A 20107-nucleotide genomic window follows, 5' to 3' on the forward strand; every position below is an offset into this window, starting at 1 on the left:
TCCATCATATTCAATCTATTTATGTATATATAAAATAATTATCAATTGCAATTTAGATAAATTAAACTACAGAAGATAACAAATATTTTTTTTATATTTATCATTATTTCATTAAATTTTATTATTCATAGAAACATTTGTTTTGGTCTGGTTTGCACTTTATTTCAAGATATACTCAAAATCTTACATCTTATACTCTCCTTAAAGTCAATCAATTATGAAAACCATGTTTTGTTACCTCGCATTGCTATTGGTTTTTTTCCTTATCGGAATTTCTGCCCATGCCCAAGATGAGGCGGACCGTTATCCACAACGCTTCAGATACAGGTATGTGGAGCCTGGTGCTTTCCAAGACAGCACGATTACCGCTGGGTTTGATCCTTCACTTTATCATCCTTTTTTTATCAAAAGCCGGGATGGACAGTATTCCCTTCATATTTCTGCCTATGCCCAACTCCGTTACAATGCGACTTTTCTAAGTAATACTCCCGAAGAGGTGCAGTCTGTTGAGACTGGGTATTTGTTGGGTCGGTTCAGGATGTTTTTAGAGGGTAATTTGACGGATAAATTTTATTACCACATAAGAACCAATGTAAATCCTGCGGGAAATTTCGAACTGATTGCGGCTTACATTCAGTACAACATTGACAATAAAAACTGGCTGAGATTTGGCAGGCAGTTTATGGCCTTGAGTTTGGAGGACTGGATGTATCCGCTTGACCTTGCAGCGATTGAGTTTTCAGCCATGGACTTTGAGTTTGCCTTATGGAGTTCTTTCGGGCTGCAATGGCGCCACATAGCCAGTGATAAGTTCCGCTCCTATGTCTCCATAGGCAATGGTTCTTATGGAGGCAGAAGGACCTTTCCTGCACCGGCAGATTCGGACCTCGCTTTGATAGGAAGAGGGGAATGGAACATCATGGGCGGTACCTGGGGAAGATGGGATGATATGGTGGGCAGAAAGGATAAATTTCCTTTGGGCATGATGTTGGGGTTTAGTATCGGAAACCAATTCCGTTTTGACAAAGAAGTCATACAAACCCAGCCTAATGGCGGCACCCAAGTCAACCTGGATTATAGTCTTCAAGGCCAGGATATGCATTTTTTTGCAGCATTCAACCGGACTTGGACAAGGTATGAGTCAGGTGTAGGGCAGGATTTTTATAGAGACGGTTTTTATACTACACTTGGATACTGGATTGACAATCAATGGTTCTCTTATGCCAGGTTTGATTTTGTAGGGAAGGGGAATACCCCAGACCCAACAAATACCCTAAAAAACTATGCAGCGCCGGGTGCAGGAGTCAGCTATTACCCATTTTTCTTTAACAACAAGATCAGATTCACGCTGGAATACAATTATTTGGCCAATCCCATTGATGCGACCACCGTATCTCCAGACGGACAATTGGGATTCGTTCCCAGCCCTTACGGGGCTCAGTCATCTCTTAGGTTTCAGGCACAATTTGGATTCTAACAAATATTTTATTGAACGGATTATGAAATCAAAAAATGAAACCAGCCGCAGGGATTTTATTAAGTTAGGTGGTACAGCAACACTTGGACTTTCTACTCTTCATCTGACAGGTTGTAAGGAGGGCGAAACTGAAAACGTAGCAAAAAGTGCGTCCAATCAAAAGGGTAACAGAAGATTTCCTGATGATTTCGTTTGGGGAACGGCCACTGCAGCTTATCAGGTGGAAGGTGCGGTGAAGGAGGACGGAAGAGGCATGTCCATTTGGGACACCTATTCCGAGATTCCGGGAAAAATTAAAAACAATGATACTGGAGAGGTGGCCTGCGATATGTACCATCGGTACAAAGAGGATGTTCAATTGATGAAGTCCATCCATGCAGGCGCCTATCGATTCTCCATTTCGTGGCCTCGGGTTTTCCCCGAGGGCATGGGTACACCCAATCCCAAAGGACTGGACTTTTACGACAGATTGATCGATGAGTTATTGGCCAATGGGATCACTCCTTACGCCACACTTTACCATTGGGATTTGCCACAGACACTTCAGGACAAATATGGAGGTTGGCAGTCCAAAGAAACGTCAAAAGCATTTGCTGCATATGCAGCCTATGTGACTGAAAAAATCAGTGACCGTGTGAAGCATTATTTCACGCTCAACGAATTTTACTCATTTACGGACTTAAGTTATGGTCAGGGTCAATTGGCACCAGGTCTGAAGTTGCCACAAAAGGGAATAGTTCAGGTGAGGCACAATGCCGTATTGGCACATGGCATGGCAGTGGAAGCCATGAGGCAATCGGCCAAATCACCCCTTGAAATCGGAGTGGCAGAAAATATTGTGACGGCTGTTCCGGTTATGGATACCCGGGAAAACATCGAGGCTGCTAAAAATGCAACCCGGGAATTGAATGCCGGATTGCTGACAGTGATGTTGGAAGGAAAGTATACCGACAAGTATCTAAATAGCCTGGGTTCGGATGCGCCTGAATTCACCGATGAAGAACTGAAACTCATCGGAAGCCCATTGGATTTTGTGGGAATCAATGTATACTTAGCCAACAAATATGTACTAGCGGCAGATAATGAAGATGGCTATGAGTTGCTCCCCCATGCAAAACACCATCCAACCATGGCTTCTCCTTGGCACTTAATCAGTCCAGAAAGTTTGTATTGGGCCCCTCGTCTCGTTAAGGAACTGTGGAATGCCAAAGAGATTTATATTACCGAAAACGGGTGTGGAGCCACAGACGAAATGACAAACGACGGTAAAATTATAGACACAGACCGGGTGATGTTCATGAAAAACTACTTGACACAGCTTCATCGGGCTACCAGCGAAGGCATTCCGGTCAAGGGATACTTCCATTGGAGTTTGATGGACAATTTTGAGTGGATATTTGGTTATGGGATTCGGTTTGGGCTGTTTTATATGGATTACGAAACGCTGGAGCGGACGCCGAAGCAAAGTGCAGCTTACTTTAAAAACATCGCCAAAAGCAACACCCTGATTTGAACGGATTTCTTCCCCAATGCAATCGACCAATAAAACGTAAGGAATATGAATAAAAAAGTAAAATGGGCCTTTCTGGTTTTATTGGCTTTAGTGGGCATTGTTTTTCTTGCTTTCAAAATCTCTCCCTATCCTTCTGTATGGATAATCAGGTACGCCTTTAACAAAGAGGCGGACAGGGTCAACCAAGAATTGGAAAAGTTTTTACCGGATAATATAGAAACAATCAGCAATGTACACTATGACGAAAATGATGCAAACGCTTATATGGATGCCTTTTTCCCCGCCGATGCTGTAAAATCGGGAAACAGGTTACCGGTCATCGTATGGACACATGGGGGAGGGTTGATTTCAGGAAATAAAAATCAGTTGAGCAATTATTGCAAAATCCTTGCATCCCACGGCTATGTGGTGGTGTCCATCGATTATACCATAGCTCCTGAAGCAAAATACCCCACACCTATGGAACAACTGAACAAAGCATTGGCATTTATAGCAACAAATCCGGATAAATTTAATGCTGACACTTCCTTTTTCGTGCTGGCAGGGGATTCTGGTGGCTCTATGATCGCTGCAACTACGGCCAATATCATCACCAGTCCCGAATACGCAAAGATCACCAAGGTGCAACCGGGCCTAAACCCCGACCAATTGAAAGGCTTACTCTTGTACTGCGGGATATATGAAATAGACAACTTAAAAATGGAAGGAGCTTTCGGCTCCTTTCTAAAAACCGTGATGTGGGCCTATTTTGATTCTAAAGATATTTCAAAAGATAACTATGCCAAAAGTGCTTCTGTGACCAACTTCCTTACAAAATCATTTCCTCCCACTTTCATATCAGCAGGCAATGAAGATCCCTTGTTGCCCCAATCTAAACTTTTGGCCGAAAAACTTTCAGCTTTACAGGTGCCTTTGGACACCTTGTTTTTCCCTATAGATCATGAGCCTGCATTAGGGCACGAATATCAGTTTACCCTTGATGATGTCGGGAAGTTGGCTTTAGAAAGGTCTATCAAATTTCTTGATGCGATCTCAGATCAGCGGTGAAGCCGTTAATTGTTTAGGATTCATCTTTTTGTGGGTCTGAACAATTGGCATCTTTGATCAACAACGAAGAATGGTAAAAAATAAATAATTATTTATTAGCTAAATAGAGTGGTGGGTCCGGAAGTATAGTTCAATAAACTATATTCAAAAAATATATGTAAAATCACTTTCCTCGGATAAAAGACCAAAGTATGATTTAACAAACTACACTTTTGTTGTTTGCTAATCGGTAAAAAAGACCTTTGAGATTTTTAAAACCTCAAAGGTCAAAAACTGCGGACAAAAAAAGACCTCAAAGGTTTAAAAATCCTTCGAGGTCCAATTCTAAAATATTGAATCCTAACTCGTAATTCGTAAATCCCAAATCAAAATTCGTATCCTATGCTTCCTTCTTTGCCATTCTGGTCCGCTCATTTTCATCCAGGAAGATTTTCCTCATCCGGATGGATTTTGGCGTGATTTCCAGGTACTCATCCTTTTGGATGTATTCCATGGCTTCTTCCAGGGAGAATTTTTTGGCAGGAGCAATTCTCGTGTTGTCATCGGAGCCGGAAGCCCGCATGTTGGTCAGTTTCTTGCCTTTCTGCACATTCACCACGATATCACTGTCACGGGAATTTTCACCGATCACCTGTCCGCCGTATAGCTCATCTCCCGGTTCGATAAAGAAGGTACCTCTATCCTGAAGTTTGTCGATGGCGTAAGCGGTACATTGGCCACCTTCCATAGAGATCAGGGATCCGTTGTTTCTTCCTGGTATATTTCCTTTGAATGGCTCATAAGCTGAAAACCTATGGTTCATGATGGCTTCACCCTGGGTAGCAGTCAACACATTGTTTCTCAAACCGATCAGACCTCTTGAAGGGATCTTGAATTCGAGGTGTTGCAGGTCGCCTTTGGGCTCCATCACCAACAGTTCACCTTTTTTCTGGGTAGCCAGCTCGATGACTTTACCGGCGGTACTTTCAGGTACATCCACGAACAGGGTCTCTATGGGTTCGTGTTTCACACCGTCTATTTCCTTGAAAATCACCTGAGGTTGGCCTACCTGCAATTCATAACCTTCCCTTCTCATGGTCTCTATCAATACAGACAAGTGAAGAATCCCACGGCCATAGACCAGAAATTTGTCTTCATTGTCAGTGGATTCAACCCTAAGTGCCAGGTTTTTTTCCATTTCCTTGAACAACCTGTCTCTCAGGTGACGAGAGGTCACAAATTTCCCCTCTTTGCCAAAAAACGGTGAATTGTTGATCGTGAACAGCATGTTCATTGTAGGCTCATCGATGGAGATTCTTGGCAGTGGTTCAGGATTTTCAAGATCTGCCAAAGTATCGCCAATCTCAAAATCCTCAATGCCGGTAACCGCACAGATGTCTCCGGCAGTTACTTCAGTGACTTTATTTTTTCCCAAGCCTTCGAAGACATGGAGTTCTTTGATTTTTACTTTCTTGATGCTGCCATCAGCTTTGCAAAGAGAAACTTGGGCATTTTCCTTGATGACCCCTCTTTTTACACGTCCTATGGCAATACGTCCAACAAAATTGGAGTAATCCAAAGAAGTGATCTGCATCTGCAAGGTTCCTGTATCGATTTTCGGTTCAGGAATATGGGCGATGATGGCATCCAACAGGGGAAGGATGGAGTCGGTAGGGTTTTGCCAGTCCGGGCCCATCCAGTTGTTTTTCGCCGAGCCATACAAGGTCTGAAAGTCCAGTTGTTCTTCTGTGGCATCCAAATTGAACATCAGGTCAAATACCGCCTCATGGACTTCATCCGGGCGACAGTTGGGTTTGTCTACCTTGTTGACCACCACGATAGGGGTAAGGCCAAGGGCCAAAGCTTTGCCCAGAACAAATCTTGTCTGAGGCATAGGACCTTCGAAGGCATCGACCAAAAGGATCACCCCATCGGCCATTTTCAATACCCTTTCCACTTCACCACCGAAGTCGGCGTGACCCGGGGTGTCTATGATGTTGATTTTGGTATCTTTATATCTTACGGACACATTTTTGGAAAGGATGGTGATTCCTCTTTCTCTTTCCAAGTCGTTGTTATCCAGGATCAAATCGTCAAACTGTTGGTTTTCCCGAAAGATTTTGGAGACATGAATGATTTTGTCCACCAGGGTGGTTTTACCATGGTCAACGTGTGCGATGATCGCGATATTCCGAATACTTTGCATTGTAAAATTGAATTAAGGTGCAAAGGTAGTAAGAAAATTTGGTATCAAGTTGATGCACTTGAAAAGTCTCATACATTTAATGGTTTCTTTATATTAAAAAACTGTATGGATTATATTTTATTCATTGGCCTATAGTATATGGCAAATCGGTTTTTCCTCATGCTGTTTATTCCATTACCACTATTCGTGTTAAGTTACTTCAGTTCCTCGCACTTCAACTAAAATGGCCTAGAATTTTTCCATTATCATATAATTCAAAAAAAATTACCTTAAGACCATCTCCACCCTTCTGTTCTTGCTTTTGCCCTCTTCGGTAGCATTAGTAGAAACAGGTGAAAGTGGACCAATTCCTTTGGCGTCCATGTTTTGAGAAGGTACTTTATAGATAGTTGTTAATGCATTCATTACAGCTTTTGCCCTTTCTTCAGAGAGTCTTTGGTTATGCTCAAAGGAACCGGTGTTATCTGTATGCCCTACGATATGAACCTTTCCCTTTGGGTTGGCAATCAGGTATTTGGCCATTTGCTCCAGCGTTTCTTTGGATTCTGGCTTGATGTCTGCTTTGTCTGTATCGAAGTAAATACCATAAAAAGCGGCCTTTCCGTAGGCCTTAATTTCACGGTCTATGTCCTCTGCATTAAGCACAATGTATTGGTTCATGCTTTCTTCCCTTACACAGGTTACAGAAAAGGTGCCACTTTGGTCGCTATTTACCAAAATCCACCATTCTTCCCCAGCAGTTTTGAGATGTAGAAATGCATTTGATTTGGATTCATTTACCATCCTGCCACCTTTAGCAGTGACTGACTGAATGTAATTCTGAAAAATCATGGCATTGGAGGGTCTTTTTTCCCAATCACCGTCAAAATTATAAAAAGTTTTCAGAAAATAACCTGCCTGTTCGTATTGAATCCAATCACCATTTTTGTCCATGAAATCGACTTTAAGTACCTCGTATTCTTTCTCTTCACAAGCGGAGACGCTGTGTTGGGGAAGGATGTTAAAGAGTGGGTGGGGATTGCAGGGACTTTGCGCAAAGGCAGTAATCGAAAACCCAATAAAAATGGATAATAGTGCCCAAATGTATCTCATAAACAAGGTAGTTTAGTTTTACATTATTTGGTGCCGAATTTACTGAAATTAAGAGATTAATAATTGGTTTTTTTTAGAAAAAAGGGTTGCTGAATAATTTGTTTTTAAGGTGTCCATTTGGATTGCATATTTTTTTCGTCTAACAAGGGACTTTGGAGATGGTTGGTTCCAAGGACCCGTAGCTTAAATGACGGTAATAAAACGGTCATGCCGCTGACACTTTTTGATGGAAAGATGACTCGATCCATATGAATTAACAAATCATTTTGGCATTTTACAAATAATCTGTTGGGTGAGGTACTGTGGGTATAGCCGATTAAAAACTCAGAACATCTAAGACTCCCCATAAACTTTGATCAAATCCTCAGTATCCGCAATACTTCTATCCAATACGCTGGGCAGAATAAAAATACTGACAAAGAGTAAAGCAATCGAAACGAGTAATCCACCAATCAAGATCTGGGTAAAAAGACTGTCCTGCGAACCTTCCTGTCTGTAAAAAAATGAATAACCCTGCATACAGACTATTATCCCGAAATTGGTGATTTGAAAGACACTGTTGGAGGACATGTAGGAAGCATATTTTCTGTATTTTTTGTGTTTGCCCCAATACCGCATTACCACCCAGGCAAATGAAATGAGTAAGCATACCATAACCATGAGCAGCCATGCCCTTGAATCCCGAAGCAAAATCGAGGATTGAAAAAAAAGATACAAAAGACCGATGGGAAAGATGATTTTGTAGCTAGTAAACAGCTGCTTTAGCTCTTGCCAATAATATCCCCACAGCCTCTTTTGGATCATTTTTTTATATGACTCCTCCAATTCTGAAAACCCAAAAATCCCAAAAGAAGCGTGCACTTTTTGAAAAGCTTCAGGCAAACTCAGCTTTGGATTTTCTTCTATTAAATCTTCCACCTTACAGGCCACATGGTCCAGGATCTCATACTGCACATCAATTTCGCGATAGCCTTTGTAGGAAATGAAATTTTTGAGTTGCTCGATTTGGTCTTTGGAGAGTTTCATGATTTGATAAGCTTAAAAGTACGGAGGTTGATGCAACCATAAAGAGATAGTGCATAAATATTCAAAATAGTAGTATAGCAGATCATCAATACCATTGCCCAGCTTTCAAAACCGTGGATGTTCAGAAAGGTGGCAGTAACCATGAAAAACGCGTTGAGGAAATTGAAGATCAACACATACCTTCCCAATGCAGCTTGAAGGATTACATTTTTTGGCCTATGGTTTTTTGGATCACGGGAAAAAGAAATTGAATTGCCTGAATGGTAAAGTAAAGCCACCAAGATGCCCACTACCGGTAGAATAGAGAAAACCAACATGACATCTAAACTGATGAATTGATAAACCATCACAAGAAAAAAAGTGTAAGTAAAAATCCCCAGTACCTTCCACCAATCCAATTTCCAAATTTTAAGTGCTGCAAGTTGAGAGTTTTGTATTTGATGGCTGACAGAACTGAGGAGCTCTTTCTCCATTCCCCTCACCACTGACCAGGCAAATTCATTATCCAATGCTTCTACTTTACTGGCAAATTCTTCAGGAGCAACCTGTTCCAATGCAGTGACGTAATGGTCCAATAGCTCATCATAGATTTCTTGATAAGCAATCAAGCGCAGATTTAGCCGGGTTTTGATGCTTTGAATTTCGTTTTCAGATAGCGTTCTCATGACAATTGTTGTTAGCTAAGTTGAGAATTTGAAAGGTTGATTTTAGCTTGGGATCTTACAATCATCATTAGTAGAAAAATCCACACACCGATAACGGTAGCATAGAGATATGGAGGTTGGAATACTGTACTTGAGTCATTTTCATGACCTCCTTCCATTAGGTAAATAAAAAGTAGAGGAATAAAGACCATTATGAAACAGACTAAATGCAATATGGCAAAGCCTTTAGGGGTAGCTGCTTTGGTGTGGGCAAAAATAGGTTTCTTATCGATAAGACGATAGTGGTGCATTTTTTCATTGTTGGGGTAGTATTTTGCGATTAGCCAGTTTTCAATTGTGAAAGATAAAATTATGATGCTGTTCAATAAATGAATTAGTACACCAGTCTTTGGAACATAAATAGACAGCATTAAGACAAGCCCGAGCACCAATAAAGGGATCCAAATTTTTCTTATAGAAAATAGAGAAAAAAATTCTTCTTTGAATTTTGAGGGGTATTCTGCTCTTAGATTTTGAAGGTATCTTCCGGCAATGTGTCTGCAATATTTATCCGTAAATGTTTCATCCAGCTCTGCCAATACCTCCTCAAAAGACCTTTCTTTCTCTTTCTCCAAGGCTGTCTGATAATGATCCAATACCTCATCCCTCACCTCAATGTAGGGGATATGCTTTCCATTGATATGGTAATGCAATTTTTTGATTTGGTCGAAGGAAAGATTCATGAGTTTGCGAGTTTCATTTTATCATAAGTTTTGCCGACCATTTTTACCCCGATGATCAATTGTCCAATAAAAATGGCCATAAACAGGGGCACGAAGGTGGATGTTGAGCAAAACCTGTTTATGGAACTTTCCAAGATTGAGCATTGAAGGCTGCTTTTCTACAGCCACTTGAAATGAAATCTTGTTTTTTTTCATTTTCGATAGAGGAAGCCAAATGATCGACCAATTCTGAACGGATTTCCTTATAATTGATGCTCAATTTGATTGATTTGTTCATCTCTTCGATCTGGGGCCTATTGAGTTTCATACCAATGATGATTTAGAATTGATTTTCCAGACTTCCATTAGGATTTCTGCATAAGAAATCTCTTTCCATATAAGGGTCTTTCGGATCTCTTGGGATTTTATGTTGGTTAGTTGGCGTGTCACGGTAATGCCTTTATACTTTCGGGGGTGAGGATTATTAAGGAATGCTTGCTGATTAGTGATTCAATTAAATCCCAGTTTTTTCTGAAAAAAGCCCTCAATTCTCGGATTCTTAGGTTTCCTAGTTTAACAAGAATTAGCTTAGGGGGCTTTTTAAATAATACAAATGTGTCATAAAAGTCTGAATCTTTTGTGATAAGAATGCAATTATTCTTGTAGCAGTATTCATTAATTTCACCGTCAGTTGTGGATGTTCCTAGAGGGAAAGAAGTAACATGTTCTACCCAGTGACCGATCAGATCATCCGCAAGAGACGGAGGGATGTTTGCATCCAATAAGAACTTCATTATGCACTAATTCTAAAATCTTTCGTATTTACCATTTGAGCAGCATAAGCTAAACAGGCCAAGATGTCTTCTTTTTCAAGGTCTATGAATTCTTTCAATAAATCCTCAACAGTATCGCCTCCAGCGAGGTACTCTAGGATAAAGCTAACAGCATATCGTGTATTCCTGATTGTCGGTTTTCCATGGGCGACATCAGGATTGATCGTGATTCTGGTAATTAAATTTTTCATAGTTTTTTATATGAATTTGGTTTGTTCTGTACTCCCAAAACCTCAAAGGTTTGACCTTAAGCCAACCCCGGTTTCCATTCAGGATCCAATATCCTTTGCAAATTACCAACAAAGCTTTGCAGCTCTGACATCTTGGCGCTGACTTCCTTGTGGCCGTTTTTGGTCAGGCTGTAGTATTTCCTTACCCGGTTATCCACCTGTTGGATTTCAGTGGTCAACATACCTTCTGCTTCCAATTTATGCAGGGCAGGGTAGAGGGCACCTTCTGTAATTTTAATTTCCCCCTCGGTAAGTTCTTTTACCCTTTGGGTGATTTCATAGCCATACATTTTATCATTTTCCTCCAAGAGTTTGAGGATGATGGTCTGCAGGCTTCCTTTGATCAGGTTATTGTTTGACATGGTTGCTATGATACATCAGTAAGACAAATATATAAAAAAATTATATACATAAGAAAGTTGGGTATTATTTTAGATTTAAGATTAAACCTTTGAGGTCTTTTTTTGACCTCGTTTAGAATGAGGGAAGGGGAGTGTAAAAAAGCGAGAGATTAGAAAAATAGCCAAAGCCTGCCCCGAGTGGCGGGGAGCAAAAAATTTAGATTCAATAAGTGATGTTTTTTTAATTTCTGATCCAGTAAAATAATCTAACCAATCTTTAGTTATAATAGCATGTTTTAATATAAACCTCCTGTTTATGAAATTAAGGATTGGATTTACAGGATTGATGGTGATTGTTTTTATGACTTTAGCTAAAGCCCAAGGCAAATTTAGTTTGGAGTTGAAAGGAGGTCCTTCAAAGTCTTATTTGAATTTCGAGAATTCTGCATTTGAACCCGATTATCGATCTTATACCAAGTTAGCATGGCATGGGAGTTTAGCGGGTTATTATGGATTAGGAAATGATCTTGAGCTAGGGCTTCAATTGGATTTGGTCAAGAGGAATCATTGGAGGACTTTTGGCACTTACAATAATTTAAGTCCATTTACCTTTTTAGGGGAAAATGTCTTTCAGACTGGTTTGATGTTACGGAAGTCCTACCTCAATCCCAATCACCAAGGGTTTTATTGGCAAACTGGTCTCAGTGTAATTTTTCCTCCCGCACCTTTTAACCTGATAAGCAATGGAGAGGCTATTGACGGGATTGATACAGGACTGCTCAGAAGCAGATTAGGTCTTGGACTGAATGCTGAGGTAGGCTATAAAATTTTCAATCGGAGGGACAATTATTTCCTCATCGGTCTTAGGTACCAACAAGGCCTTTACCGAATGGAACATTACAATATCCCAATTTTTAATAGGGACGAACAAATGGCTGTTCATCAGGTAAAAAGCAATGGTTCATTTGCATCCACATTTTTGGGTTATGGGATCAATACGTCAAATTGGAGCAAGCATAATAAGAAAATCCCCAAACGGTACTATAATCAAAATAAGATGATTAAAAATGAACTGGCCAATGCTGATGGTTTTTACCTGATGGCTTATGGAGGTTTTAGGATTAAAGATCCGATAACTCCAAGGCAGGACATTTATTTTAACAGCAGTGGGCAGTTCAGTACAGTTTTAGGGTATAAAATGGGCCGGTATTCCTTTGAGAGCGGTTATGGACAATTTTCTGCGGGCAATAATATCTCATTGGATTATGGGTCTTATCAGCCTTTTTGGACCGATTGGGTGGTTTATGGCATCAATACACCTTTCGTTCCTTTGACTTTCAAGTATGATATTCCGATTTCCGAATTCGAGACTATTCGATTTGGGCCGAGTATTAGTTCTTACTTTTTGTTGAAAGACAACACCCAACAGAACAATTACATCCATCGGACCACAAGTGGAGGAGTTATTTTTGAAGATGGCACTAGGATTGACCTGACAGGTGTGGTCAGGCCTTTGCCTATTGAAGTACGGAAGTATATGTTTTTCAATGCAGGGATGCACTTGGAGTTTCTTGTGTTTAATTCAAGTTTTATGAGTTTGAATGTTTCGAGGAATTTTGGGTCTCCTGTCATCAGCAGATTCGAAGCGGACTATCAGGTGGAAGCCACAAATATACAATTTGAGCAAGAGGCCACTTTAAATGGGTTTAGGTTCGATTTTGGCTGGAAACTACCTTTGAATATCCTCAACAAACAGAAGAAATTAGCTTTGAAGACATAATAGTTGGCAGCATGCCCCAAATAAAAAATTTACCAAGTATTTGTAAATTAAACTAAATTAATTCTGAATTTTCGCACGCTTACACGTAGCGTTTACTCCTTCGCATCCTTTTCCATTTTGGATTTAGCAAATTGGCTCCCTCCAATGGCAAGGCCGATAAGAACCAGGTAAGGAATCAGCATATACAGGTAAGGAAAGTTTTCAAGGTCTTTGATCATGGCCAAGACAAATGCCGCCAACCAGGATACCATAGAGATTCCCCCTACAGCAAAAGCCGTTCTTTTGAGGGTTTTGTTGTCTCCTGTATCTTCCTCCTTCAGGGAAAGCTGTTCGATTTTAGGCATCATGTAAAAATTCAAAAATAATCCGTTAATGGTAAGGAAAACCACCGCAGTCATTTTCATCAGCCAACGATCCGATGCCAAGTAAACATCAGGTTGGGTGTAATATAGTGCCACCCCACTGACGATCAACAAAATAAGCCCAATCAGGATCAATTGAGATATCAAATGCATGATGACCGCTTCCTTCTTGCTGATATGGAAATCCCTCATAAAGTGGAAAATCAAAATGTCAAGGATAAGCGTGCCACCCAAACCCAACGTCATGCCCAAAAGATGCAGGGCCAAAGTATAGTCGCGGATCAGCTGTAACTTATCAAAAGGGCTGTCCATTTTAAGAATGATCAAATAAATCAAAACAGCGTTAATCAAAGCATAAATAAGGGTAGAAGCTTTGAAAGATATTTGTTCTGTTAAACTAATGCCCCATTTATATAGAAATAGCAAAAAGGCAGTACTGGTAAGGATTAACCAAGCCAGATCCAAAATGTCTGGATTGCCACCCCTAATGGCAGCAATCCCGTATACCAAAAGCATGATACCAAAATAACCGGTAACAACCTTTTGATAGGGTATTTTCAATAGGTACATGCCCTTGAGATAGTCCGTAGGATCATCTTCCCGAACCTCAACCCGGTCACGGTTTCGCAATGACAAAAATGAAATGATCAGCCCTGTAACGCTGAGTAGTAAAATCCAAATAATCATATTTAAAATTTAGGTTGTACTTGATTAGGTGCTGGTTAGTTATTAAACTCGATGTTACAAAATGTTCGGATTACTAATTTAGACTATAATTTTTAGGTATAATTATATTTATTTTAACAAAATTTATAATTTTTAAATTTTTTTATAAATCATAAAAAATTAGGTTTGTTATACCATTTAAATTTTACGTTATGATTAATCACAGGCTAAATTTTCTAATTGTTTTACTTGGTTTGCTGTCTTTGTCTTCTTATGGTCAAGATAATTTTAACATAGAGGTCTACGGTGGGCCATCCTATTCCTATTTTAATTCTGAGATTATTTCCCCCCAATCTAACGTTACTTTATCCAGTAACATCAGTCCACATTTAGGCATCAATTTACTGAAAAAAGTTGCCCCAAGTTATCAGGTGTCCCTTCAGGCGGAATATTTGATCAGATATGTCAGGTATCAGGAAATAGGACCTGATTTTTCTTTTGATAACAACAGAAATTCTTTTCAAAATAAATTCGGGAATTTTTCCCTGGGACTCAGGAGAGTTTGGGAAAAAGAAAAATACAATGTTTTTTTACAGGGCTCACTGGGTGTTGTTATGGACAGAGAGCCAAGAAGTTTCTTTAGTTCGGGAAACCTCCCCCCCGAACCTACAAAGACAAATTTTTCCCCTATAGGGCGTATTGAAGCCGGAATTCAATACCCCATCAAAAACAATTATTTGATTCTTGGTATAAGACATCAGCAAGGATTCAATAACTTTGAAAACCTGGGCTACGAATCCGGAAGCCAACAACTCTATTTGACAGGAAGTGGTTCCTATACTGGTTTGTTTGTCGGATTTGGATTTAATACAGATACTTGGTTCAGGAAAAAATAGTGCTTTTGGTTACAATGGTCATTGGAGCAGGATTATGCGATGGGTTTTTTTGATAGCTTTGGCTTAAAGGTGAATGTATCTAGTTTGTTTTGTGTTTTATCCAGCAAACCTGCCGTATTATATTTAATTATTTTATCATTATAGAACAGAATCTATGCCTATACCGCCCATCCAAACCTCTACCAAGACCATAGATCCAAAAGATGTAAGTACCCCAGTGTTTCATGGCTATATGCTTGGCGCCATAGCTCCAAGGCCTATCGCCTTCGTCAGTACAGTGGATCGGGAAGGAAATGTCAACCTGAGCCCTTTTAGTTTTTTCAACGCCTTCGGTTCAAATCCTCCACTGGTGATTTTCTCCCCTTCCAGGCGGGTCAGGGACAATACGACCAAACATTCCCTGGAAAATGTTTTGGAGGTACAAGAAGCCGTCATCAATATTGTCAATTTTGCCATGGTGGAGCAAATGTCCCTGGCAAGTACCGAATACGAGAAGGGAATCAACGAATTTGTTAAAGCAGGCTTGACACCTGTTCCTTCGACGAAGGTCAAGCCTCCTCGTGTAAAGGAAGCACCTGTGGCTTTTGAATGCATTGTGCTGGATGTATTGCCATATGGACAAGAGGGTGGAGCTGCCAATTTGGTGGTTTGCGAAATAGTTTTGGCCCATATCAACGAAAGCATACTTGACGCCAACGGGAAAATTGATCCCTTTAAATTGGATGCTGTGGCCAGAATGGGGGGAGACTGGTATTGCAGAGCACAGGGAGAAGCTCTGTTTGAAATCGAAAAGCCCATCCGAAACAAAGGAATAGGGGTGGATCAGATTCCAGAAGCCATAAGACAAAGTGTGGTTCTCTCCGGAAATGATTTGGGTAAGCTAGGTAACGTAGAAAGCCTTCCCTCAGAGGCAGATATAACTGAATTCGGTCAAAAGCCCGAGATTTCAGAGATGAAGATCAGATTTCAAAATGATGCGGAAAGTTATCTTTTTCACCTACATGAATACGCCAAAGAGAAACTGAAAGAGGGATCAATTCAGGAAGCCTGGATGGCGTTACTTCAGGAAAAATAAAAAAGCGGGGTTACCCGCTTTTTTATTTGATGGTCATTTCCTGAGGCATTCTCATCATGATGCCCTCAAATTTTCTGGCCATTTCGATTTGTTGCACAAGCCCGTACAATTCACCATATTTCATCCTTCCGTAAAAGGTCTGTACATCATCTGTTAGCTGAGACAAAATCCGCTCAAGGGTTGATTTTTGGGCCGGGTAATACACCACTCTGTAATCATCAGCCACCCCGGCTTTTTGTGCTGCGATCTCTATGGCTTTATCAAGCCCGCCAAGTATGTCTACCAATCCTTTTTCCTTTGCCTGAAGACCACTCCAAACCCTACCGGATGCCACTTCCATCACAGCTTCCTTACTCATGCCTCTTCCATCAGCTACTCTGGTCAGAAAAATATCATAACCCTCTTCAACCTGATTCTGGAAAATCTCTTTTTCTTCTTCCCGCATGGGTCTGGATATGTCGAGAAAGTCAGATAATTCGCCCGTTTTGGCAACATCAGTGGTAATACCAAGTTTGTTGTTAAGCAAGCCTTGCGCATTAAAAAACAGGCCGAAAATACCAATGGAACCGGTGATGGTATTGGGCTGGGCCACGATGGTGTCGGCAGGAGCTGATATGTAATAGCCACCGGAAGCAGCCAGTTCGGACATGGAAGCGATCAGTGGTTTTTCTTTTTGCGCTTCGCTAAGCGCACGCCAGATCACTTCGGAGGCCAAAGCGGATCCACCTGGAGAATTTACCCTCAACACTATGGCTTTGACAGCATCATTCTTATGCGCTTTGCGTACTTCTTCGGCAAAGGTTTTGGACCCAATGCTTCCTTCCGCACTTCCACTGACGATGTCCCCTTCTGCAACAATGACCGCTATACGGTTTTGAGAGCTTCTGTTTTTGGTTTTGGCGGTTTTGTTGATCCTGGTGATGTTGATGAAAGAAATTTTATCGTCTTCTTTCAAGTCCAGTTTTTCTTTTAAAAGATCCCTGATCTGGTCTTCATACCAAAGCCCATCAATCAACCCAAGTTCTACAGCATCTTTGGCTTTGCGGGCTAGCATTTTTTGATTGATTTCAGTCATTTTCACCAGATCAATGCTACGGCTTACCGCAATTTTCTCCAGAGAATAATTGTTGATGTCATTTAAAAATGCCTCGGTTTGTAGCCTGCTTTCTTCACTCATCTTGTCAAGAATAAAAGGTTCTACGGCACTTTTGAAATCACCTACTCTAAAGACCAAAGGCTCAACTTCTAGTTTTTCAAAAAGCCCCTTAAGGAAAAGGGTTTCCGAGGACAGCCCATTGAACTCCATCAATCCAGAGGGGTTCAAATAAATTTCATCTGCAACAGAGGCGAGAAAATAACCCCATTCGGTGTAGATTTCAGCATAAGCAACAATGAATTTGCCACTTTCTTTGAAATCCTCCAGCTCATCCCTTAGCTCAGCCAGGATAGCCGGTCCGCTGAAAATGATTCCAGATTGGAGGTAGATGCCTTTGATATTATCGTTATCTTTCGCCGTTCTAATGGCGGTTTTAAGTTGATTGAGGCCTACTTCGGGGATTGAACCAAAACCAGGAAAACCGGAAAGGTTTAAATCATCATCTTTCCCCCTTTCCACCAATTGCCTGTTCTCCAGATTGAGGTGTAGAACAGTACCTTCTTTGATGGTAACCTTTTCATCACTGGAAGCAAGGGCCAATATCCCTGCAAACATGAAAAATGCCAGAACTGAAAAAACCAGTAAGCCGACAATGACAGCCAATACGTTGCTTAAGAATCTCATTTTTAATTAATTTGAAGGCGAAATTAGTCCTTTTTTGTTGAATGTATAAATTTAATTAAATTATTAACCTGTCATGAAGGAAGTAGTTTTTTTGATTGGCGGAAATTTAGGAGATCGACTCAATTACTTGGAGAGAACTCGAAATAGGTTGGCTATGGAATTCGAATGGGTAGACTCCTCCAGAATTTTCGAAACATCTCCTTGGGGCGGGCAGTCGGAAGGTTTATTCCTCAACCAGGCCATCTTGGTCAGGACAACTTTTTCAGCAGATCAGGTTCTTGAAATCATCCAAAAAATAGAAAAGGAAATGGGTCGAAAAAGAGTGCTGAGATGGGGAAACAGAACCATGGACATTGATATCATCTTTTTTGGTCAAGAGATTATCAATGACCCCCACCTTACCATACCGCATAAATCCATGGCCGAAAGGCGCTTTGTATTGGAACCGCTCTGTGACCTCATTCCTGATTTTGTCCATCCAATTTTGGGACTAAAAGTATCAGCGCTTCTAGAAGAATGTAAGGATGATGCACAAGTCCATCCTATTTTTTGAAGAAACCAACTGATCTGGTTTATCCTATCCTTAATTCAACATGTATGTACGCATTGATACCAGAAAAAGGTAATTCAATATAATTCTCGCCACCAAACTGAAATGTCCCATACATACCTGTCCGCCGGTAGGCGGGCCTGTCCGACGACAGATGGGCCTGCCCGACGAGGCGGGGGACTTCCGACCCTCTTGAAGAAGAATATTGGGTTAGTGGCAAAGCAGCGGATAACCATTTAATTAAATACTGCTTACTTCTGATTCTTTATGAATTTTTTTGACCAATCCCTGTAAAACTTTACCCGGCCCGCATTCTATGAAATGTGTGGCCCCATCCGTAACCATTTGTTGGACAGATTGGGTCCATTTTACAGGTGCCGTGAGCTGTGATATTAAGTTGTCTTTGATTTTTTCCACATCTGTTTCGCCTATGGTGCTTACATTTTGGTATACAGGACATATTGGAGCAGTGAATTTGGTCTCCAGAATGGCTTTTTTTAATTTTTCTCTTGCCGGCTCCATCAGCGGAGAATGGAATGCACCTCCCACTGGTAAGGGGAGGGCTCTCTTGGCACCGGCTTCTTTCATTCTTTCACAAGCGATTTCGATTCCTTTGATAGAGCCTGAAATCACCAACTGACCAGGACAATTGTAATTGGCAGGCACTACAATCTCTCCATCAATGCCAGCGCAGATCTCCTCTACTATGGCATCTTCTAAGCCTAAAATAGCAGCCATAGTAGAGGGGTTGATCTCACAGGCTTCCTGCATGGCCAATGCGCGCTGGTAGACTAGACTGAGGCCATCTTCAAAAGATAGGGTTTTATTGGAGACCAAGGCCGAAAATTCCCCTAATGAATGTCCTGCAACCATATCGGGATTAAAATCAGGGGCTGTTAAAGCCAAAACCACAGAATGTAAAAATATGGCAGGTTGAGTGACTTTCGTTTGTTTTAGTTCCTCATCACTGCCTTCAAACATGATCTGGGTGATATTGAACCCAAGTATGTCATTGGCTCTGTCAAAAAGCTTTTTGGCTTCAGCATGATCCGCATAGAGGTCTTTCCCCATGCCTGAAAATTGAGCTCCCTGTCCGGGAAAAATATAGGCTTTCATAAGTGGATGGTTTATTTGCTAGTGATCGGTTAAGGTTATATCAGACAAATATATTAAAAAAAGCAGCCATCAGGATAGCCGCTTCTTATTCCTCGCAAATAGCGCGGAAAATTGATGGAAAAAATTCTAATAATTAGACATTTCTCCTAAATTGTAAATCTCCATGATTTCTTCCAGGATTTTCTTGAAATCAATCTTAAGGTCTATCAATCGGCCGCTCTGCACATCAAAAACCCACCCGTGAATTTGCATATTCCTTCCTTTGATGGCTTTCTGTACTACAGCAGTCTTGATCAGGTTGACGCACTGTTCCTGCACATTCAATTCTACCAATCGCTTGTATTTTTCTGTTTCATCAGAAATTGCGTTCAATTCATTTTTGTGGATTCTATATACATCCCGTATGTTTCTCAGCCACGGATTCAGAATACCCAAATCAGCAGCTTGCATGGCAGCCTTCACACCACCACAAAAATAATGTCCACATACAATCACGTGATCTACTTTCAGGTTATCAACGGCATAATTTAATACCGAATTCATATTTAGGTCGATGGAGATCACCATATTGGCGATATTCCTATGCACGAAAACCTCCCCTGGGTTTACACCCATCAAATCTTCTGCTGTCACCCGGCTATCGGAACAGCCAATGTAAAGTATATCTGGGTTTTGGCCTTTTGCGAGATTGGTAAAATATTCAGGATCTTTTTCAAGTCTCTTAGCGATCCATTTTTCATTGTTTTTAAATACATTTTTGATGTCCATGGTG

At 40.8% G+C, this 20107-nt stretch carries 20 protein-coding genes; 7 read left to right on the top strand and 13 right to left on the bottom strand.

The window, feature by feature from the left end; translation table 11 throughout:
- Positions 1–226: 226 nt before the first annotated feature.
- Genes H1A14_RS01305 through H1A14_RS01315 form a run of 3 tightly spaced genes read left to right on the top strand, consistent with a single transcriptional unit; the run spans position 227 to position 4037 of the window.
- A complete protein-coding gene (locus H1A14_RS01305; protein WP_194774393.1) occupies positions 227–1477 on the top strand; it encodes a porin family protein in 1251 nt (416 codons plus the stop codon).
- Positions 1478–1499: 22 nt separating this feature from the next.
- On the top strand, positions 1500–2990 hold the full coding sequence (locus H1A14_RS01310) for a GH1 family beta-glucosidase (RefSeq protein ID WP_194774394.1): 1491 nt from the start codon (positions 1500–1502) through the stop codon (positions 2988–2990).
- 45 nt (positions 2991–3035) lie between these two features.
- Positions 3036–4037: an alpha/beta hydrolase gene (locus H1A14_RS01315; protein ID WP_194774395.1), complete on the top strand. Its 1002-nt coding sequence runs from the start codon at positions 3036–3038 to the stop codon at positions 4035–4037.
- 379 nt (positions 4038–4416) lie between these two features.
- On the opposite strand, the gene typA is transcribed toward H1A14_RS01315, so the two are convergent.
- From typA to H1A14_RS01360, 9 genes are all read right to left on the bottom strand, one after another.
- Entirely contained in the window at positions 4417–6222 is a 1806-nt protein-coding gene (gene typA, locus H1A14_RS01320; RefSeq protein WP_194774396.1) for a translational GTPase TypA, read from the bottom strand.
- A gap of 264 nt (positions 6223–6486) precedes the next feature.
- On the bottom strand, positions 6487–7314 hold the full coding sequence (locus H1A14_RS01325; RefSeq protein WP_194774397.1) for an OmpA family protein: 828 nt from the start codon (positions 7312–7314) through the stop codon (positions 6487–6489).
- A gap of 333 nt (positions 7315–7647) precedes the next feature.
- Positions 7648–8340, bottom strand: coding sequence for a hypothetical protein (locus H1A14_RS01330; protein ID WP_194774398.1), 693 nt, complete (start codon positions 8338–8340; stop codon positions 7648–7650).
- Entirely contained in the window at positions 8337–9005 is a 669-nt protein-coding gene (locus H1A14_RS01335; RefSeq protein ID WP_194774399.1) for a hypothetical protein, read from the bottom strand. The genes H1A14_RS01330 and H1A14_RS01335 overlap by 4 nt, the downstream gene beginning before the upstream one ends.
- Before the next feature lie 11 nt (positions 9006–9016).
- On the bottom strand, positions 9017–9727 hold the full coding sequence (locus tag H1A14_RS01340; RefSeq protein ID WP_194774400.1) for a hypothetical protein: 711 nt from the start codon (positions 9725–9727) through the stop codon (positions 9017–9019).
- A 118-nt stretch (positions 9728–9845) separates the two neighbouring features.
- Positions 9846–10034, bottom strand: coding sequence for a hypothetical protein (locus tag H1A14_RS01345; protein WP_194774401.1), 189 nt, complete (start codon positions 10032–10034; stop codon positions 9846–9848).
- Positions 10035–10152: 118 nt separating this feature from the next.
- Positions 10153–10500: a DUF5615 family PIN-like protein gene (locus H1A14_RS01350; protein WP_194774402.1), complete on the bottom strand. Its 348-nt coding sequence runs from the start codon at positions 10498–10500 to the stop codon at positions 10153–10155.
- A complete protein-coding gene (locus H1A14_RS01355; protein ID WP_194774403.1) occupies positions 10500–10730 on the bottom strand; it encodes a DUF433 domain-containing protein in 231 nt (76 codons plus the stop codon). The genes H1A14_RS01350 and H1A14_RS01355 overlap by 1 nt, the downstream gene beginning before the upstream one ends.
- A 56-nt stretch (positions 10731–10786) precedes the next feature.
- Positions 10787–11131, bottom strand: a complete 345-nt coding sequence (locus H1A14_RS01360) for a PadR family transcriptional regulator (protein ID WP_084120660.1) — start codon at positions 11129–11131, stop codon at positions 10787–10789.
- Between the two features lie 295 nt (positions 11132–11426).
- Between H1A14_RS01360 and H1A14_RS01365 the strand changes: the two genes are divergently transcribed.
- Complete coding sequence (locus H1A14_RS01365) at positions 11427–12890, top strand: hypothetical protein (protein WP_194774404.1); 1464 nt, start codon at positions 11427–11429, stop codon at positions 12888–12890.
- A gap of 92 nt (positions 12891–12982) precedes the next feature.
- Here the strand turns inward: H1A14_RS01365 and H1A14_RS01370 are convergent, their stop codons facing one another.
- Complete coding sequence (locus tag H1A14_RS01370) at positions 12983–13939, bottom strand: hypothetical protein (RefSeq protein ID WP_194774405.1); 957 nt, start codon at positions 13937–13939, stop codon at positions 12983–12985.
- Positions 13940–14130: 191 nt separating this feature from the next.
- Between H1A14_RS01370 and H1A14_RS01375 the strand changes: the two genes are divergently transcribed.
- Positions 14131–14814: a hypothetical protein gene (locus H1A14_RS01375; RefSeq protein WP_194774406.1), complete on the top strand. Its 684-nt coding sequence runs from the start codon at positions 14131–14133 to the stop codon at positions 14812–14814.
- Between the two features lie 154 nt (positions 14815–14968).
- Positions 14969–15889 (top strand): flavin reductase family protein, encoded by a 921-nt coding sequence (locus tag H1A14_RS01380; RefSeq protein ID WP_194774407.1) that lies wholly within the window; start codon positions 14969–14971, stop codon positions 15887–15889.
- 22 nt (positions 15890–15911) lie between these two features.
- On the opposite strand, the gene sppA is transcribed toward H1A14_RS01380, so the two are convergent.
- Positions 15912–17669 (bottom strand): signal peptide peptidase SppA, encoded by a 1758-nt coding sequence (sppA, locus tag H1A14_RS01385; protein WP_194774408.1) that lies wholly within the window; start codon positions 17667–17669, stop codon positions 15912–15914.
- 73 nt (positions 17670–17742) lie between these two features.
- Between sppA and folK the strand changes: the two genes are divergently transcribed.
- Positions 17743–18222, top strand: coding sequence for a 2-amino-4-hydroxy-6-hydroxymethyldihydropteridine diphosphokinase (gene folK, locus H1A14_RS01390; RefSeq protein WP_194774409.1), 480 nt, complete (start codon positions 17743–17745; stop codon positions 18220–18222).
- 237 nt (positions 18223–18459) lie between these two features.
- Here folK and fabD read toward each other — a convergent pair whose 3' ends face one another.
- Together fabD and H1A14_RS01400 are read right to left on the bottom strand one after the other, a co-directional pair.
- Positions 18460–19335, bottom strand: coding sequence for an ACP S-malonyltransferase (gene fabD / locus H1A14_RS01395; protein ID WP_194774410.1), 876 nt, complete (start codon positions 19333–19335; stop codon positions 18460–18462).
- Between the two features lie 126 nt (positions 19336–19461).
- The gene (locus tag H1A14_RS01400) at positions 19462–20103 is read right to left on the bottom strand and encodes a carbonic anhydrase (protein WP_194774411.1); all 642 of its coding nucleotides are present in this window, start codon (positions 20101–20103) and stop codon (positions 19462–19464) included.
- Positions 20104–20107 lie beyond the last annotated feature (4 nt).

The organism is Pararhodonellum marinum, assembly GCF_015354735.1.
GTDB lineage: Bacteria > Bacteroidota > Bacteroidia > Cytophagales > Cyclobacteriaceae > Pararhodonellum > Pararhodonellum marinum.

Excerpts from the sequence above, each read along its gene's own strand:
- H1A14_RS01355 (WP_194774403.1), bottom strand. The coding sequence starts at position 10,730 with ATGAAAAATTTAATTACCAGAATCACGATCAATCCTGATGTCGCCCAT.
- H1A14_RS01340 (WP_194774400.1), bottom strand. The coding sequence starts at position 9,727 with ATGAATCTTTCCTTCGACCAAATCAAAAAATTGCATTACCATATCAAT.
- H1A14_RS01345 (WP_194774401.1), bottom strand. The coding sequence starts at position 10,034 with ATGAAACTCAATAGGCCCCAGATCGAAGAGATGAACAAATCAATCAAA.
- fabD (WP_194774410.1), bottom strand. The coding sequence starts at position 19,335 with ATGAAAGCCTATATTTTTCCCGGACAGGGAGCTCAATTTTCAGGCATG.
- H1A14_RS01305 (WP_194774393.1), top strand. The coding sequence starts at position 227 with ATGTTTTGTTACCTCGCATTGCTATTGGTTTTTTTCCTTATCGGAATT.
- H1A14_RS01365 (WP_194774404.1), top strand. The coding sequence starts at position 11,427 with ATGAAATTAAGGATTGGATTTACAGGATTGATGGTGATTGTTTTTATG.
- typA (WP_194774396.1), bottom strand. The coding sequence starts at position 6,222 with ATGCAAAGTATTCGGAATATCGCGATCATCGCACACGTTGACCATGGT.
- H1A14_RS01380 (WP_194774407.1), top strand. The coding sequence starts at position 14,969 with ATGCCTATACCGCCCATCCAAACCTCTACCAAGACCATAGATCCAAAA.
- H1A14_RS01400 (WP_194774411.1), bottom strand. The coding sequence starts at position 20,103 with ATGGACATCAAAAATGTATTTAAAAACAATGAAAAATGGATCGCTAAG.
- H1A14_RS01310 (WP_194774394.1), top strand. The coding sequence starts at position 1,500 with ATGAAATCAAAAAATGAAACCAGCCGCAGGGATTTTATTAAGTTAGGT.
- H1A14_RS01330 (WP_194774398.1), bottom strand. The coding sequence starts at position 8,340 with ATGAAACTCTCCAAAGACCAAATCGAGCAACTCAAAAATTTCATTTCC.
- H1A14_RS01325 (WP_194774397.1), bottom strand. The coding sequence starts at position 7,314 with ATGAGATACATTTGGGCACTATTATCCATTTTTATTGGGTTTTCGATT.
- folK (WP_194774409.1), top strand. The coding sequence starts at position 17,743 with ATGAAGGAAGTAGTTTTTTTGATTGGCGGAAATTTAGGAGATCGACTC.
- sppA (WP_194774408.1), bottom strand. The coding sequence starts at position 17,669 with ATGAGATTCTTAAGCAACGTATTGGCTGTCATTGTCGGCTTACTGGTT.
- H1A14_RS01360 (WP_084120660.1), bottom strand. The coding sequence starts at position 11,131 with ATGTCAAACAATAACCTGATCAAAGGAAGCCTGCAGACCATCATCCTC.
- H1A14_RS01315 (WP_194774395.1), top strand. The coding sequence starts at position 3,036 with ATGAATAAAAAAGTAAAATGGGCCTTTCTGGTTTTATTGGCTTTAGTG.
- H1A14_RS01375 (WP_194774406.1), top strand. The coding sequence starts at position 14,131 with ATGATTAATCACAGGCTAAATTTTCTAATTGTTTTACTTGGTTTGCTG.
- H1A14_RS01350 (WP_194774402.1), bottom strand. The coding sequence starts at position 10,500 with ATGAAGTTCTTATTGGATGCAAACATCCCTCCGTCTCTTGCGGATGAT.
- H1A14_RS01335 (WP_194774399.1), bottom strand. The coding sequence starts at position 9,005 with ATGAGAACGCTATCTGAAAACGAAATTCAAAGCATCAAAACCCGGCTA.
- H1A14_RS01370 (WP_194774405.1), bottom strand. The coding sequence starts at position 13,939 with ATGATTATTTGGATTTTACTACTCAGCGTTACAGGGCTGATCATTTCA.